Annotated in this window: 19 protein-coding genes and 1 pseudogene; 12 read left to right on the top strand and 8 right to left on the bottom strand. The window is 67.0% G+C overall.

Going from position 1 to position 15,844, the window contains the following annotated elements; all coding sequences use genetic code 11:
• Nucleotides 1–117 precede the first annotated feature (117 nt).
• Both RS85_RS09665 and RS85_RS20010 read right to left on the bottom strand, forming a co-directional pair.
• Nucleotides 118–1,122: an MFS transporter gene (locus tag RS85_RS09665; protein ID WP_235282399.1), complete on the bottom strand. Its 1,005-nt coding sequence runs from the start codon at nt 1,120–1,122 to the stop codon at nt 118–120.
• Entirely contained in the window at nt 1,091–1,357 is a 267-nt protein-coding gene (locus RS85_RS20010; RefSeq protein WP_235282398.1) for a hypothetical protein, read from the bottom strand. Before RS85_RS20010 ends, RS85_RS09665 begins: the two co-directional genes overlap by 32 nt.
• An 81-nt stretch (nt 1,358–1,438) precedes the next feature.
• Here RS85_RS20010 and RS85_RS09660 point away from each other — a divergent pair, with 81 nt between their 5' ends.
• Nucleotides 1,439–1,744 carry an ArsR/SmtB family transcription factor gene (locus RS85_RS09660; RefSeq protein ID WP_046013229.1) on the top strand — a complete coding sequence of 102 codons (306 nt, stop codon included), beginning with the start codon at nt 1,439–1,441 and terminating at the stop codon, nt 1,742–1,744.
• A 121-nt stretch (nt 1,745–1,865) separates the two neighbouring features.
• Here RS85_RS09660 and RS85_RS09655 read toward each other — a convergent pair whose 3' ends face one another.
• From RS85_RS09655 to RS85_RS09640, 4 genes are all read right to left on the bottom strand, one after another.
• Nucleotides 1,866–2,624: an SDR family NAD(P)-dependent oxidoreductase gene (locus RS85_RS09655; protein WP_046013228.1), complete on the bottom strand. Its 759-nt coding sequence runs from the start codon at nt 2,622–2,624 to the stop codon at nt 1,866–1,868.
• Between the two features lie 42 nt (nt 2,625–2,666).
• A complete protein-coding gene (locus tag RS85_RS09650; protein WP_200894817.1) occupies nt 2,667–3,065 on the bottom strand; it encodes a type II toxin-antitoxin system VapC family toxin in 399 nt (132 codons plus the stop codon).
• Nucleotides 3,066–3,070: 5 nt separating this feature from the next.
• A complete protein-coding gene (locus RS85_RS09645; RefSeq protein WP_052703510.1) occupies nt 3,071–3,304 on the bottom strand; it encodes a FitA-like ribbon-helix-helix domain-containing protein in 234 nt (77 codons plus the stop codon).
• 144 nt (nt 3,305–3,448) lie between these two features.
• A complete protein-coding gene (locus tag RS85_RS09640; RefSeq protein ID WP_046013285.1) occupies nt 3,449–3,730 on the bottom strand; it encodes a helix-turn-helix transcriptional regulator in 282 nt (93 codons plus the stop codon).
• A gap of 76 nt (nt 3,731–3,806) precedes the next feature.
• Between RS85_RS09640 and map the strand changes: the two genes are divergently transcribed.
• The 7 genes and pseudogenes from map to RS85_RS09610 all read left to right on the top strand — a co-directional run bounded on the left by map (nt 3,807) and on the right by RS85_RS09610 (nt 9,857).
• Nucleotides 3,807–4,580, top strand: coding sequence for a type I methionyl aminopeptidase (gene map / locus RS85_RS09635; RefSeq protein ID WP_046013225.1), 774 nt, complete (start codon nt 3,807–3,809; stop codon nt 4,578–4,580).
• Between the two features lie 80 nt (nt 4,581–4,660).
• On the top strand, nt 4,661–5,284 hold the full coding sequence (locus RS85_RS09630) for a PadR family transcriptional regulator (RefSeq protein WP_046013224.1): 624 nt from the start codon (nt 4,661–4,663) through the stop codon (nt 5,282–5,284).
• A gap of 27 nt (nt 5,285–5,311) precedes the next feature.
• Nucleotides 5,312–7,087 carry an ABC1 kinase family protein gene (locus RS85_RS09625; RefSeq protein ID WP_046013223.1) on the top strand — a complete coding sequence of 592 codons (1,776 nt, stop codon included), beginning with the start codon at nt 5,312–5,314 and terminating at the stop codon, nt 7,085–7,087.
• Nucleotides 7,088–8,141: 1,054 nt separating this feature from the next.
• Nucleotides 8,142–8,438: a hypothetical protein gene (locus tag RS85_RS20005; protein ID WP_235282397.1), complete on the top strand. Its 297-nt coding sequence runs from the start codon at nt 8,142–8,144 to the stop codon at nt 8,436–8,438.
• Nucleotides 8,439–8,450: 12 nt separating this feature from the next.
• Nucleotides 8,451–9,131: pseudogene (locus tag RS85_RS20000) on the top strand (BCCT family transporter); the annotation flags it as partial.
• Between the two features lie 67 nt (nt 9,132–9,198).
• On the top strand, nt 9,199–9,510 hold the full coding sequence (locus RS85_RS18990; RefSeq protein ID WP_235282395.1) for a nucleotidyltransferase family protein: 312 nt from the start codon (nt 9,199–9,201) through the stop codon (nt 9,508–9,510).
• Nucleotides 9,507–9,857, top strand: a complete 351-nt coding sequence (locus RS85_RS09610; protein WP_046013222.1) for a HepT-like ribonuclease domain-containing protein — start codon at nt 9,507–9,509, stop codon at nt 9,855–9,857. Before RS85_RS18990 ends, RS85_RS09610 begins: the two co-directional genes overlap by 4 nt.
• Here RS85_RS09610 and RS85_RS09605 read toward each other — a convergent pair.
• Entirely contained in the window at nt 9,848–11,419 is a 1,572-nt protein-coding gene (locus tag RS85_RS09605) for an SDR family oxidoreductase (RefSeq protein WP_046013221.1), read from the bottom strand. The two genes, RS85_RS09610 and RS85_RS09605, sit on opposite strands and share 10 nt — an antisense overlap.
• A 121-nt stretch (nt 11,420–11,540) precedes the next feature.
• Nucleotides 11,541–12,047 carry a MarR family winged helix-turn-helix transcriptional regulator gene (locus tag RS85_RS09600; RefSeq protein WP_046013220.1) on the bottom strand — a complete coding sequence of 169 codons (507 nt, stop codon included), beginning with the start codon at nt 12,045–12,047 and terminating at the stop codon, nt 11,541–11,543.
• A gap of 188 nt (nt 12,048–12,235) precedes the next feature.
• Between RS85_RS09600 and RS85_RS09595 the strand changes: the two genes are divergently transcribed.
• The 4 genes from RS85_RS09595 to RS85_RS09580 all read left to right on the top strand — a co-directional run bounded on the left by RS85_RS09595 (nt 12,236) and on the right by RS85_RS09580 (nt 15,844).
• Complete coding sequence (locus RS85_RS09595; RefSeq protein WP_046013219.1) at nt 12,236–12,565, top strand: DUF7882 family protein; 330 nt, start codon at nt 12,236–12,238, stop codon at nt 12,563–12,565.
• A gap of 137 nt (nt 12,566–12,702) precedes the next feature.
• Entirely contained in the window at nt 12,703–14,010 is a 1,308-nt protein-coding gene (locus RS85_RS09590) for an ABC transporter substrate-binding protein (protein ID WP_082087569.1), read from the top strand.
• 71 nt (nt 14,011–14,081) lie between these two features.
• Complete coding sequence (locus tag RS85_RS09585) at nt 14,082–14,954, top strand: carbohydrate ABC transporter permease (protein WP_046013217.1); 873 nt, start codon at nt 14,082–14,084, stop codon at nt 14,952–14,954.
• Nucleotides 14,951–15,844 (top strand): carbohydrate ABC transporter permease, encoded by an 894-nt coding sequence (locus RS85_RS09580; RefSeq protein ID WP_046013216.1) that lies wholly within the window; start codon nt 14,951–14,953, stop codon nt 15,842–15,844. The genes RS85_RS09585 and RS85_RS09580 overlap by 4 nt, the downstream gene beginning before the upstream one ends.

Genomic DNA, 15,844 nt, shown 5'->3' with positions numbered 1-15,844 from the left:
CGCGCTCGCACGGTGAAGGGAGGAGAACACCCTCTCGGGCGGAGGATCGGTCCAGATTCCTCCGCGTCAGGGTGAGTTCTCCTCCCGATGCTGCCCTCAGCCCTCAGCCCTCAGCCCTCAGTCCGCCCGACGCACCCGCGACACCAATGCCACGACCGCGAGCACGATCACGACGATCCCGTACCCGACGCACACCGCACCGAGCCCGACGAGCCCGACCAGCGCGCCGGCGATCACGGCCGGAACCCCGAAGGCCAGATAGGCCAGCAGGTAGATGACCGCGAAGGTATCCGCGCGCTGCGTGGTGGGGATGCGCGGGGCGAGCGACGCGACGACTCCCGAGAAGGCGGTGCCGAAACCCATCCCGGTCACGGCGGTCGCGGCGATGTAGAAGGGGAGCGAGCCGACGCTGAGAGCCACGAGCGACAGGGCTGTGCCGACGGCCAGGGAGCTCGTGCCGAAGATCACCGACGCGCGCGGCGATCGGTTTCTCATCACGAAGGCGGTGATGGCGCCGACGCCCGCGAGCATCGCCACGGCCAGCCCCTGCCAGAAGTGCGCGGTGCCGCCGAGTTCGTTGTGCACGATGTTCGCGCCGAGTGACAGGAACAGCCCTCCGGTCGCCCACCCGGCGACGACTGCGGGGGCTGCACGCCAGAAGTCTGCGCGGATCACCGCGGGGATCGACAGGCGGAAGCTCAGCGACGCCCATGCGCCCGGCGTGCGGGGCGCGGTCTCCGGAGTCAGGAGGAACAGTGCGGCCAGCACGATGTACGAGATGGTCAGCGGGGCGAACACGTCGAGAAGAGGCGCGTCGGCGAGGTCGAGGATCACGCCCGAGAGAAGCGCGCCGGTCGCGAGGCCGATGCCTGGGCTCAGCGCGTTCCACAGAGCGGCAGTGCGAGCGCGACCGCCCGGGGCCAGGTCGAGCACGGCGGCGGACAGCGCGGAGATGAGCAGACCGCTCGCGAAGCCCTGCAGGATGCGGGCGAGGAACAGCACGCCGACGGCATCCGCGTGCCAGAAGAGGAACGTGCTCGACGCGAGCAACAGGAATCCGGCGACGGCCACCGGTCGGCGGCCGATGTGATCAGAGAGGGAGCCGGCGGTGAGGAGCGTCAAGCAGCACGATCGCGTACACGGCGAAGACCGCGGCGATCACGATGGCGTCGAAGCCGATGTCCTGCGCGAGCACGGGGTAGAACGGCGAGGGCGCGCTCGCCGCGATCATCATCGCGATCTGCGCGACGATCGCGAGGATGAAGCCGAACCGGGCGCGGGGTGTGATGCTCTGTGTCGGGTCGTGCTCGGCGCGCTCTGCGGCTGACGGCAGTGCGATCGGCTGGGTCGTGGTCATGCGTGCTCCTCCAGGGTTCGAGATTTATCGAACTATCGGAGCGTACGCGCTATTCCATGATCGTTCAACTATTATCGAACCATGCCTGGCGATCTTCCGCACCCCGAGCGCTCCGAGATTCAGCTCACGGACGTGCTCTTCGCGCTCAGCGACCCGGAGCGCCTGGCTATCGCGCGCCAGCTCTCCGACGGGCCGCTCGATATGGTCGCCTGTCACGCCACCGATCCGGACCTGCCGAAGTCGACGAAATCGCACTTCATGAAGGTGCTGCGCGAGGCCGGCGTGATCCGCAACGAGCCCAACGGACGCCGACGGATGCTGACGCTCCGGCGAGACGACCTCGACGCCCTGTTCCCGGGGTTGCTGGATTCGGTGCTGCGGGGCTGAGCGCTCCTGCGGACGCGAACGAGTGTGATGGATCAGGAATGCTGGCACAACGCGGCCGGGAGCGGCGTTTCCGATCCAGCCCGGATTTCCCGCGCCCCGGATTGCGCGCGCCGGAGCGCGATCAGCGGAAGTACGAAGCCCCGTTGAGATCGAGAATGCTGCCCGATGCCCACGTCGAACGCCCCGAGGTCAGGTACGCGACGGCGTCGGCCACTTCCTCGGGAGTGCCTACGCGGCCGAACGGACTCTGACCTCTGACCCGCTCGCCCGAGGTGCCCTCGAGGAGCGTCGACTGCCGATCGGTCGAGACCACCCCGGGTGCGACCGACGTGACCGCTATGCCGTGCGGGGCGAGGGCGAGGGCCATCGACTGTCCGAAAGCCTGCAGTCCCGCCTTCGTCGCCGCATAAGCCGGGTGCTCGGCCTCGCCGCGGAACGCGCCGCGTGAGCCGACGTTCACGATCGAGCCGCCTGAGCCGCGCTCGATGAGATGCTGCGCGACGAGCATCGTCACGTTCGAGGCGCCCAGCAGGTTCACCGCGACCATCTGCGTCCACGCCTCTTGCCACTGCTCGTAAGACGTCGATCCGACCGGATGCGCGTTGGCCGCGTTCGGCGCCGCGGCCGCGTTGTTGACCAGGATGTCGAGTGTTCCGACCGCGGCGAGAGCGTCGCTGACTACACGCTTCGCCTCGACGGGATCGCCGATGTCCCCACCGACGACCGCGTGACCCGTGCCGTCAAGCGACGCGAGAGTGTCGTCGGCGGCAGCGCGATCCCTCGCGTAGTGCACGACGACCCGATCGCCTCGTCGGGCGAGCGTCTGTGCGATGGCACGGCCGATGCCGCGCGAGCTGCCGGTGACGAGGGCGTGGGCCATGTATCGAGCTCCTTCAGGGCAGGGTGGTCTCTCGCGAGCCTTTCATGTTCCCGCCGCTTCTCGCTCGGGGACTTCGACCGCGCAGTGGGCAGCGGCCGTGCGGGCGAGACGGCGATCGAGCGTGAGCAGGGCCGACCGCGTGACCTCGGCGAGCGCGACGTAGGCGGCGTCGTAGGCGCTGAGGTTGTGACGAAGATCGAGCACTCGCGGCACCAGGGGGAGCGGCGAAGACAGCTCGAGGCGCAGTCGAGCGAGGTCGGATGCCGCGCGCTCGACGCGTTCGTCGCTGAGCAGGCCGCCCCGGTTGAGCCCACGCAGCGCGGACGCCACCTCGATCGGGAGGATCTCCGGAGCGATCAGAGTTTCATCGGCCAGTCGATCGTGAAGCCGGGTCCTGCCGCCCGTCGCCGTCAACAGGTCGACGACGACGGATGCATCCACGACGATCATCCTGCGCGACGGCCGTCATGGATCGCGGAGACGATCGCGCTGGCCGGGATCGGCTGCTGCGGGGGCCGACTCGCGAAGTCAGTGAAGAGTTCGGCCAGTGTCGGTCGGCCGGCGAGCCGCGTCAGTTCCGCGGTCAGATACTGCTGCAGCGACTGTCCCAGCGCTTCGGCGCGTGCTGCGAGCACCGAATGCACGGCGGGATCGAGATCGCGGATCAGAATGTTCGGCATGCTTACAGTATGCATGCACGCCTCGAAGGGGAGCAATGGGGAGTCATGAGTCCACTGTGGGGGTCGGGATCGTGCTCTGCGGCCGCCGGTTACGCGACCCGTGGAGAGCTTCAACAGATCGCCGGTCGTGCAGTAGGGCAGCTTCTACGATGCGACGCGTCGACCCCTGGCATCCGAGGCGGCACCCGCCCCGAGCTCGGCCCAGACGGCGTCGAGCGAGAGACCCAGCACGTCGCCGATCGCCGCGATCGTGGAGAAGGCCGGCGTCGCGACGCGACCGGACTCGATCTTGCGCAGAGTCTCCGGCGAGACCCCGGCGTCCAGCGCGACGGCCAGCATCGACCGCTCGCCGCGCGCCCGCCGCAGGAGAGCGCCGAGACGTTCGCCACGTTCGACCTCCGCGGGAGTGAGCGGCATCCGGACCATCATGATGCCCATACTAATCCCGGGATAGTATTACCGGGATAGTTATCGGCATCCCATCGACTCCCGGAGAGAAGACATGATCGAGATCCTGAACGACGACCAGCTCGTCCGCGCGAGAGACGCTGGTGCGCTCGTCGGTAACATCCTGCAGTCTCTGAAGAAGCGCACCGTCGTGGGGACGAATCTTCTCGACCTCGATCGCTGGACGAGGCAGATGATCGAAGATGCGGGAGCGGTCTCCTGCTACGTCGACTACGAACCCTCTTTCGGGCGCGGACCTTTCGGTCACTACGTCTGCACAGCCGTGAACGACGCCGTGCTCCACGGCATGCCGCACGACTACGCCCTCGCGGACGGCGACCTGCTCACCCTCGATCTCGCGGTCACGCTCCGCGGCATCTCGGCCGACGCCGCGATCAGCTTCATCGTGGGCGACAGCCGCAACCCCGAGGACGAAGCGCTGATCGACGCGACCGACCGGGCTCTCGCCGCCGCCATCGCTGCCGCACGTCCTGGCGCCCGTATCGGAGACCTTTCGCGCGCCATCGGCGCAGTGCTGCGCGGCGCGGGATACTCCGTGAACCTCGAGTTCGGCGGACACGGCATCGGCTCGACGATGCACCAGGACCCGCACGTCGCGAACGACGGACGTCCGGGCCGCGGCTACGTGCTCCGTCCCGGACTCCTGCTCGCGCTCGAGCCCTGGGTCATGGCCGACACCAAGGAGCTCGTGACGGATGCCGATGGCTGGACGCTCCGCAGTGCGACCGGATGCCGCACCGCCCACACCGAGCATACGATCGCGATCACCGACGAGGGCGCCGAGATCCTGACCCTGCCTCGCGGCTGACGAGGTCCGGATTCCCACCCAACCTCCAGGGTTAACGATATATCGTTGACTATCGTTCACCGCAGACCCAGGAGGTCATCATGAGCAACTCATTCCCCTTCGGCGGCACCGGCAGCAACAACGCCGACAACCCGCTCGGCAGCCTGTTCGGCACCGGCGGACTCGGCGGCGCGAACGGCCCGGCCGGCGCTCTGTTCGACGCGTTCGATCAGTTCCGCAAATCGTTCGAGCAGCGTCCGTCCGGCGGCTCGCGCATGGCTCGAGGCGATGTTCGCGCCGCGGTGCTCTCGCTCCTCGTCGAGAAGCCGATGCACGGCTACCAGATCATCAACGAGATCGCCGAGCGCAGCGGTGGTTCCTGGAAGCCCAGCGCGGGCTCCGTCTACCCGACGCTTCAGCTGCTCGCCGACGAAGGCCTCATCTCCGCCGAGGAGCAGAACGGTCGCAAGACCTATTCGCTCACCGAGGCCGGCCGCGCTGTCGCCTCCGAGTCGTCCGAGACGAAGGCTCCGTGGGAGCCGGCCGCCGGCAAGGAAGGCCACCGCAACGACCCGCGTTTCACCGCTCTCCCCAAGGCGGGCGTCGACCTCGCGGGAGCCGCAGCCGCGGTCGGCCGCAGCGGTTCGCCCGAGCAGGTGCAGGCCGCGATCGACATCCTCGACGACGCGCGCCGTAAGCTCTACTCGATCCTCGCTCAGGACTGACGCCGGGGTGACGAAGGGGACTCACCGATGACGGATGCTGCGGCAGCCCAAGGCATCCACAAGGCCCGCTACCGCCGCATCCTGTCGTTCGCTGCCCGCGAGTTCTTGAAGGTCTGGTGGTACGAGCTCGTCCTGCCGCGCTTCGGCATGACCTCGATCGCCGAGCGGACTCGCGGTCCGCGCATGCAGAAGTTCGCCCGCCGGTTCCACGTGCTCGCGGTCGAGCTCGGCGGCCTCATGATCAAGGTCGGACAGTTCATGTCGTCGCGCCTCGACGTGCTGCCGCCCGAGATCACGGCCGAGCTCGAGGGTCTGCAGGACGAGGTGCCCGCGGTCCCCTTCGCGGACCTCCGCATCGTCGCCGAGGCCGAGCTCGGCATGCCGCTGACGCGCGCCTACGCCTGGTTCGACGAGACTCCGGTGGCAGCGGCATCCCTCGGTCAGGCGCATCGCGCCAGGCTCAACGAGACGGATGCCGCCGACACGGGACTCGAGAACGTCGTCGTCAAGGTGCAGCGCCCCGGCATCGACGAGATCGTGGCGGTCGACCTCGCGGCCCTCCGCCGCGTGGCCCGCTGGGCGATGCGCGTGCGGTTGGTCGCCGATCGCGTCGATGCCCGTGCGCTCGTCGAGGAGTTCGCGCACACGAGCTTCGAGGAGATCGACTACCTGCACGAAGCGGCCAGCGCCGAGCGCTTCCGCGAGAACTTCGCCGAGGACTCGCGCGTCGACACCCCGGAGATCGTCTGGGAGCGCTCGACCCGCCGCGTGCTGACGCTGTCGGATGTCACGGCGATCAAGATCAACGACGTCGTCGCGCTGCGCGCTGCGGGCATCGATCCGTCCGAGGTCGCCGACGTGTTCGCCGAGGTCATGTTCGATCAGGTCTTCACGCACAGCTTCGTGCACGCCGATCCCCACCCCGGGAACATCTTCGTGACGCCCGTCCCTTCGACGGGCTCAGGGGCCCAGGGTGCGTCGACGGATGCCGTCGGCAGGAACTTCCGTCTCACGTTCATCGACTTCGGCATGATGGCCGAAGTCCCCGACAACCTGCGCGCCGGACTCCGCACGCTCCTCATCGCCGTCGCCGGTCGCGACAGCCGCGGCTTGGTCGCCGCTGCGAAGGAGATCGGGGTGCTGCTGCCCTCGGCCGACACCAACGAGCTCGAGCGCGCTCTGACCGCGCTCTTCGCCCGCTTCGGCGGCATGGGGTTCGCCGAGCTGAGCAAGGTCGACCCTCGCGAATTCCACGACTTCGCGGAGGAGTTCGGCGACATGGTGCGGTCGCTGCCGCTCCAGCTGCCCGAGAACATGCTGCTGCTGATCCGCGCGGTCTCGCTGACCTCCGGCATGTGCAGCGGGCTGAACCCCGCCTTCAACGTGTGGGATGCCGCGGAGCCCTACGCCGGCCGGCTGCTGCGCGATGAGTCGGGCAACCTGATGCAGGACCTCGCCCAGCAGGCGATGGCGACCGCGGGCATCACGATGCGACTCCCGCAGCGCATCGACAGCATCATCACCCGCGTGGACGACGGCAATGTGACGTTCGACACCTCGCGCCTGGAACGCCGCCTCGACCGGCTCGAGGGCATCGCGCGCCGCATCGCGTCGGGTGTGCTCTTCGCCGCCATGCTCGTGGGCGGGGCGCTGCTCATCGCACCGCTGCCGCCCCTCGGGATCACGCTGATCTGCGTCTCGGCGCTGCCGCTCCTGCATTCGGTGTTCGCCGGGATCGGGCGGCGCGGGCCGCGTCAGCCACGCCGCGGATCAGAGCCGAAATCCTCCGCAGCATCCGTGTGATCATCCCAGTGCGCCGCGGTTGCCGCAGCTGCTGACTGGCGGCCGCAAGCCGCGTCTCGAGAACGTGCGCGCGTGTCGAGAAGTCGTTCTCGAGTGCGCGATAGCTTCGCGCTCGTCGTTGGATGGCGAAGCCGAGCGCCGCGAAACCGAGAACCGTGTACCCCGAGAACGTGGAGAGCGGGCCGGGGTTCTCCCACATCGCGGAGAGCGATGAACCGATGAACGCAGTGGAGATGACGATGATCCCGGCACCGATCCAGGTGTGAAGTTCCGCCGAATCCTTGGCTCGACGGGCGTACCGTCGTGCGTCCTCGACCGACTCGATCACGCTCGGGTCGGCGAAGCTGGGGCGCGACCGAACCGGCCAGGGGCGATCGGCTGCCCTCTTCTCAGCCTCTGTCATCCCGTCGAAGAAGGCCGCAGACCGACTCGTCCGAGCGATCCTGAGAACGCCTCGCACCGTTGCGATGTCGAGGGCGATGAGGACGCCGGTCGCACCGATGATGAGGAAGGGGCGGGCGTCCCCGAACGGATACCGCAGTATGGCGATCAGCACGAAGGTGAGTGCGACCGCCACCACGGCGAGAAGTGCAGTGCGGGACCGAGCCGAGGCGGCGAAGTGGTCGCGAACGAGATTCTTCGGGCCGACGAATGCGGTGAGCCAGCAGACTGCGGTTCCGGCTCGGAGCATGAACTGTGCGCCGAGCGCCGTGATCGCGAAGGCGAGGGCGTAGGGCAGGGCTGCTTCGATGAACTCGCGTGCGCCGGGCCACAGGAACCAGGCGATGTACCCCGCGGAGACGGATGCAGGAAACACCAGGAGCGCGAGGGATGCGAATGCCAGGATCGCCCCCGTGTTCATCGCGCCTGTTCCCATCGCGACGGTTCGCCCTGAGCGTGTCGTGAATGCCATCTGCTGAGGCTAGGCATCACGGACGCGGGCAGCGTCGGACGCGCTCAGATCGGCAGGATCGTATTCCGGTACATCGGTGCGGCGGCATCCGCTCCCACTCGCCCCGGGTGCCGGAATATCGCCGTGGGAGAATGGTTCTCCATGGACACGCCTGACGAGAAGCCGACCCCACGCTCCGCAGGAAGACCGCCGGGAACAGGTGTCGTCCCGACCGCGAAGAAGATCGTCCGCGACCTCTCGGCTGTGCCGCCGCGCAGCGTGCATCCGGCGCTCGTCCCGGGAGTCTCGGTCGAGGAGACCGGCCGCTCATACCGCACGGACAAGCTCGTCTTCGGTGTCGCTCTCGCGCTCGTGGTGGCGTTCATCGCATGGGGTCTGTTCGCGGGCGCCAACATGTCGGGCACGACGTCGGCGGTCCTCAGCTGGGTCGTCGAGTAATTCGGCTTCTTCTTCACGACTATCGCCACCGTCATCCTGGTGTTCATGCTGTTCGTCGGCTTCAGCCGCTACGGGCGCATCCCGCTGGGCCGTGACGACGAGGAACCCGAGTTCTCGATGTTCTCGTGGATCTCGATGCTCTTCGCCGCGGGCATGGGCATCGGCCTGGTGTTCTGGGGCGCCGCCGAGCCTCTGACGTTCTTCGAGACTCCGCCGCCCGGCACGGTGCAGGCGAACACTCTCGAGGCGATGCACACCGCGCAGGCGCAGGTGCTCTATCACTGGGGTCCTCAGGCGTGGGCGTTCTACGCGCTGGTCGGTGCGGCCATCGCCTACGGCGCGTTCCGCCGTGGCCGGACCCCGCTGAAGGGCACGACCGGCCCGCTCGGCCGCACGATCGACATCTTCTCCATCATCGTCACGCTCTTCGGCACCGCGGCCTCCCTCAGTCTCGGCGCGCTGCAGATCGGCCACGGAGTCGAGATAGTGACAGGCATCGGCGAACTCGGAGCTCGGCGGTCGCGCCTGAGCAGCAGGTTTCTCACCCGCTCCTTCACCCTTCGCATCCGGATACGAAAGTTGTACAATATTCTGTACAGACTCTGGAGGAGTTGTGATGGATGTGACCTCGGTCTCGGATGCGCGGGCGGGCCTCTCGCGCATCATCGGATCGTTTCGCGAGGGATCCGATGAGCCGGTGATCATCGGGTCTCACCGTCGACCGCAAGCAGTACTCCTCCCGTACGATCGATTTCTCGCTGTGACCGAGGGGAGGTCGACGACGATCGGTCTGGATCGGCTGCGGGCGCAGCGCATGCTCATCGAACGCCTGGCCGCGCTCTCCCATCTGGGTGATGTGCAGGTCTACGGATCCATCGCCCGCGGAGACCAGAACGAGCTCAGTGACGTGGACCTGCTGGTCACGCCCGACGCCGACGCCACACTGTTCGATGTCGCCCAGTTCGAGATCGACATGGAGGCACTGCTCGGGGTGCCGGTATCCGTCATGAGCGCGGCGGCGCTGAATTCCGAGCGTGATGCGACGATCCTGCAGGAAGCCGTTCGGTTGTGAATTCCGCCGATCGCGTGAATCGATGGCTCGGCGATCTTCGGGACACCCTCGCCCGAGCCGCGGACCTCGCTGAGCGCGGTCGAGATGCCTTCGACGTCGACCCTGCGCTACCACTGGCATTCGAAGCGCTGTCGAATCGTATCGGTGATCTGTCGAAGCGGCTCGTACACGCGGATGAGGCGCGTTGTTCTCACCTCGTCTGGCGTCAGGCGGCTCGCAACCGCGATTTCGTCGTGCATCACTACGACCGCATCGACAGAGATCTGCTCTGGCGCACGGTGATCACGGCTTTTCCGGAGCTCGCGGCGCGCGTGGAGGCGGAGATCGAATCAGCCGGTCACGCCTGAACAGGTAGTTCAGCGACACCCGTCTCGGCCGCGGCCGTGATCCGCGCCGCCATGCCCGCGAAGATGAAGCCGTGGAACGGCAGCACCGCCAGCCAGTACAGCCGTCCGGCGAGCCCCCGCGGAAAGAACACGGCGCGCTGCTCGTAGCGGGAGCTCGTGCCGTCGGCGATCGCGCGCAGCTCGAGCCATGCCTCACCCGGCACCTTCATCTCGGCGCGCAACCGCAGCAGCCCGGCATCCTCCTCGCCCGAGTGCGGCTGCGACACCGCTTCGACGCGCCAGAAGTCGATCGCATCGCCGATGCGTGCGGCCGTGCGACTGCGCCGTCCGCGACGGAGACCCACGCCGCCGACCAGGCGATCCATGACACCGCGCACCGCCCACAGGAAGGGCGACGAGTACCAGCCGTTCTCGCCGCCGATGCCGATGATCACGCGCCACAGGTCGTCGACGGATGCCTTCGACTTCAGCGTCCGCGCGTCGGTGAAGACCGTCCGTCCTGCCCAGTCCGGGTCGCTCGGCAGCGGGTCGCTCGGTGCGCCCGAGACCTCGGCATCCTGCCAGCTGGTCTCGATCGTGTCGGAGCCGAGGCGTCCGAGCGCCAGTGCCACCGCGCGGCGGTACGGGGTCAGCCCGTCGGCGGGCGGTGGGATGAGCTCGTCGACGACGTGGTCCTTCACCACGCACTCGTTCTGCAGCGACGCGACGAGAGGTCGCGCGATCGATCGCGGCACGGGCGTCACGAGGTTCACCCAGTGCGACGCGAGCCAGGGAGTCAGCACCGGAAGTGAGGCGATCGCCCGCTGGGGGAGGCCTGCCTCGACCGCGTAGCCGTTCATCATCTGCCCGTAGCGGAGCACGTCGGGTCCGCCGATGTCGACCGCGCGGTTGACGCTCTGGTCGACCCGCGCCGCACCGAGCAGGTAGTGCAGCACATCGCGCACCGCGATCGGCTGGATGCGGTTGCGCACCCACTTCGGCGCCGGCATGTACGGCAGCACGTCGGTCAGGTGTCGGATCATCTCGAACGAGGCCGACCCCGAGCCGATCACGACGCCGGCCTGCAGCACGAGCGCCGGCACACCCGACTCCAGGAACGTCTCGCCGACCTCGACGCGCGAGCGCAGGTGCGCAGAGAGCTTCACGTCGTCCGGATGCAGCCCGCCGAGGTACACGATCCGGTGCACGCCGGCGCGCTTCGCGGCATCCGCCACCGTCGTCGCCGCGCGCTGGTCGCTCTCCTCGAACCCCTTGCCCGCCGTCATCGAGTGGATCAGGTAGTACACGACGTCGACGTCGTCGACGGCCTTCGCGACGGCATCCGCATCGTCGGCCGACCCCTCGACGATGTCGCAGTCGGGACCCCAGGGGAAGGATGCCGCGCGCACGGCGTCGCGCGCCAGTACCCGCACCCGATAGCCGGCGTTGAGCAGTCGCGGAGTGAGCCGCCCGCCGATGTAGCCGGTGGCGCCGAGCACGAGGGCACGGGGTGCGGTGCCGTCTTCGCGGGGAACGGCGCGCAGAGCGTCTTCGCGCCCGGTGGGCTGGGTGAGGTCGGTCATGGGTCGAGCGTAAGCCCGAGGGCGAGCGGCGGGAAGCGGGTGGCGCTCGACCGGGCAGGGCTGTAAGGCCGGAGCTCACCGCCTCGATCACGGAGATCGCCGAAGGGCTCTGACCCCGGAGCTACCGGTCGAGGTCGGCTGCCTCCTCGATGGCCGACGTCATGCCGGCCAGGAACCGCGTCACGATGGCCCGCTCCTGATCGGACATCTCGTCCACGAGCGTCAGCATCCGTCGGTGCATGTCGCCGAGCGTGGACTTGACCTCGTCGTCGCTGTGGGTCGTCGGCACCACGACGCCGGCGCGGCGATCGGTCGGATGCGCCTCGCGCCGCGCATGACCGCCCTTCTCCAGCCGGTCGATCAGCGTCGTCGTCGACGCGGTGGAGATGCCCAGCGCCCGTGCGAGATCGATCGGGCGCACGATGCGTCCTGCCCGCTGCTCGCGCAGAAGGAAGCGCAGCGCCAGCAGGTCGGTCTCGTTCATGCCCATCGAGGAACGGGTCCGCGCCCGCATCGCCGTCTCGGCGCCGCGGTAGCGCCGCAGCATGTTGAGGACGTCCACCGTGCTGGCGCTCTCGGTCTCGGGGTACCAGTACCCGGAACGACCGAACTCCTCTGGGCTGTTCATTGCCACCTCGCTGCTCTGACGTCGTCCACCATCCCACCGATATACCGGCGTCATCCGCCGGGGAGCGCCGAACGGGGGCGCACGGTTTCCTGGAGTTCACATGCCTGATGAATGACGGATGCAAGATTTTACTAGAGAGTCTAGTAATCTCTACTCCGTACATTCGACGCGCTCTCCGAGGGGACATCATGGGAAGTCTGAACTACGCCAGCGCCAATGCCCCGATCCAGATGGACGACCGCGTCCTGGCACATGTCCGTGCGATCGTCGTCACCAAGCTGCGTCGCGGGGAGTCTTTCGCGTTGACGATGCCCGAGCGCGATGGGGCCACCGAGACATTGTGGATGCACGCCTCGGTCCCCCTGCGCTTCCACCTCGACACCGATGTCTCACTCGATCACGAACTGCTCACGGTCATGATGAATGAGGCATCCTCCACACGCGGCCTCGACCTCACCGGCCCACGACTTGCTCCACAGGTGGCGAGCGGCAGGCACCTGAAGGCGATGACCGCCTGACCAGTGCCTTTCGGTCGACGGTGACCGGAATATTGGACGGTGGCCAACCCTTCATCTCCCGTATACGTATACACAGGGAATAATTTCCCAGAACATAGGCTTCCCTAAGTTGACTGCATACGTATACCATCACCCGTATGGGACACACACAGCATCGAGCACTGCCGGTACTCGCTCTCGCAGCCGTGGGCATCGTCGCCCTCACCAGCTGCGGCGCGGGCTCCCGCACTGACAATGAGAACTCCACGACGGTGTCGTGCGACTACACCGCCCTCGAAGGCGAGACCACGGTCAACGTCCTCGCTTACAACTCCTCCGCGATCGACCCCTTCACCGACACGATGGTCTCGAGCTGCTCGAACGACGACGTGACGCTGAAGCACGACCCGATCGACTTCGGCGGACAGGTCACGAAGACGACGGCGACGCTCGCCGGCGAGACGGGCACCTACGACATCATCGAGACCTACGGATTCGTCATCCCGGGCTTCGGCGAAGAGGAGAAGCTCGTTCCACTCAACGACCTGTGGGACAAGTACGCCGACGACTACGGCCTCGGCGACATCAGCGAGTCGATGGTCGAGGGCATGTCCTACGACGGCGACATCTACGCGATCCCGATGCAGGCGCAGATGTTCGTGATGGCCTACCGCACCGACATCTTCGAAGACCTCGGCCTCGAGGTCCCCACCACGTTCGACGAGATGATCGAGGCGGCTGAGGCCATCAAGGCCGAGGGCCTCATGGACTACCCGATCGCGCTGCCGTGGCTCGCGACTGCCGACGTCAGCACCGGATTCCAGGGAGCGATGAACTCCCTCGGTGCCGACTTCGTCACAGCGGAGGGCGACGTCACGCTCGACACCCCCGAGGCCCAGCAGGCCCTCGAGGCGATGATCGCGCTCAAGCCGTACATGGACCCGCAGGTCACGACCTTCGACCAGCCCAAGGTGCAGCAGCAGATGTTCAACGGCACGGCCGCGATGTCGATCATGTTCTCCGGTCGCATGTTCGACCTGACGCTCGAGGCGAACTCGAAGCTGTTCGAGAACTTCGGATTCGCGGGGGCGCCGAAGGTGTCGGCCGACGCCGAGTACTCCTACAACCGCCTGTCGATCGACGGCTGGTCCATCCCGTTCAACACGAAGCTCGACCATGACATGCTCTTCGTCATGATGGCCTCCGCCGTGAGCGAAGACGCCTCCAAGGCATCCGTCCCCGCCGCCTACCCGGCGCGCGAGGGAATGGTGACCGACGAGAACTCTCCGTACGGGGCCGCGGCCAACGACTCGATCGCCAGCGCGATGCCGCCGATCGTGTCGCCGATCGTCGCCGACATCACGAACGAGATCCGGCCGATCCTGGTCTCGGTCCTCAACGGCCAGGTCACGGTCGAAGACGGCATGGCACAGATGCAGGCCGCCGGCGAGAAGATCGCCGGCTGACCCGGACCGATCGTCCATGACTGTGGCCTGAGCGCGAGTTCAGGCCACAGTCCGTCCAAGGGAGGACGAATATGAAGGCACGCGAATTCTGGCTGCTCTTCTTCCCGAGCCTGCTGGTGATGGGTGCACTCCTCGTGCTCCCCCTGGTGCGCACGGTGCAGTGGAGCTTCGAGCAGGTCCGCTACGGCACACCCGGCACCTTCGTCGGGCTGGAGAACTTCACCGACGCCCTCACCGATCCACGGTTCCACAAGGCGGTCCTCTTCACAGTGGCTGTCACGGTGGTCACCACGGCGATCCTGCTGGTGTTCGGCTACATCATCGCCACCGGCATCAACCGCATCACCACCTCGCGGCCACTCGTCCTCGGCATCATGCTCGTCTCGTACGTGCTGCCGAACCTCGTCGGCGCGGTCGCCTTCTCGTGGCTGTTCGACGACAACTTCGGTGGGGTCGTGAACCGCCTGATCGGATTCTTCGGCGGGTCGCAGGTGCTGTGGTTCACCGACCAGGTGCCGAACGCGATCCTCGTGATCGCGAACACCGTCTGGCACATGCTGCCGTTCGCGATGCTCATCATCCTCGCTGGGCTCCAGGGCGTGCCGAACGAGTTGAAGGAAGCCGCCAAGATCGACGGCGCGAACGCCTTCCAGACCCACATCAGCGTGATCATCCCGACCATCCGCGGGGTGCTCGGATTCGTGACGCTGATCACGATCATGGACGTGCTGCGCATGTTCGACAACCTCATCCCGCTGTCGCCGCAGGCGCAGAACATCGGGAACGAGTCGATCATGCTCTACGTGTACTCGGTGGCGTTCGCCGACGGAGCCGAGAACCTCGGCCTCGGCAGCGCGATCAACGTGCTCACCATCCTCCTGATCCTCATCATGCTGATCCCGTTCATCCGGGGCATCTTCAAGGAAGCGAAGGCCGAACGATGAGTCTCACCTCCGCAGAGCTCTCGACGAGGGCCATCATCACGGGCGGCGCATCGAAGCGCAAGCGTCGTGGCGTCAACCGTCCGCCGGTCATCACCGGTCTGCTGCTCGCCATCCTCTGCATCGTCATGCTGAGCCCGTTCATCTGGATGACGCTCTCGGTGACCAAGCCCACCGATGTCGCCTTCTCGAACCCACCGGTGCTCTGGGACTATCAGCCGACCCTGCAGGCTTTCGTCGACCTCTGGGAGACCACCTACTTCTCCGACTACCTGATCAACACGCTGGTCGTCGCCGTGGTCTCGACGGTGATCGCGCTGGCGATCGGCATCCCGGCGGCCTATGCGCTGTCTCGGTTCCCGAGCTACGTGTCGGCGCTGCTGCTCGTCGTCGCCCTGATCTTCCGCGCGCTGCCCCGCTTCGCAGTCGTGCTGCCGATGTACGACATCAGCCGGGCGCTCGGCATCTACGACACGACTTTCGCTCTCGCGATCGCCCTCGTGGCGATCAATCAGCCGTTCACGATCTGGTTGCTGCGCAACTTCTTCGCCGAGATCCCCCGCGAGCTCGACGAGGCCGCCATGATCGATGGCTGCACCAGGATCGGCATGCTGCGCCGCGTCATGATCCCGCTGATGGGGCCCGGCATCCTGACCGCCGGCATCTTCGTGTTCCTCTTCGCGTTCCAGGAGTACCTGACGGCCCTCGTGCTCACCGACACCTCGTCGAAGACGGTGCCGGTGTTCATCGCCACTCAGCTCGGGCAGACGCTGCCGATGCTGCAACAGGCGGGAGCCGCGTCGATGCTGCTCACGATCCCCGTGTTCGTGATCGCGTTCGTCGCGCAGAAATATCTTGTGGCAGGACTCGCAGACGGCGCCGTCAAGGGCTGA

The organism is Microbacterium sp. SA39, assembly GCF_000967865.1.
GTDB lineage: Bacteria > Actinomycetota > Actinomycetes > Actinomycetales > Microbacteriaceae > Microbacterium.
The sequence above is the reverse complement of the archived record's forward strand: the minus strand, read 5'-3'. Positions and strand labels throughout refer to the sequence as shown.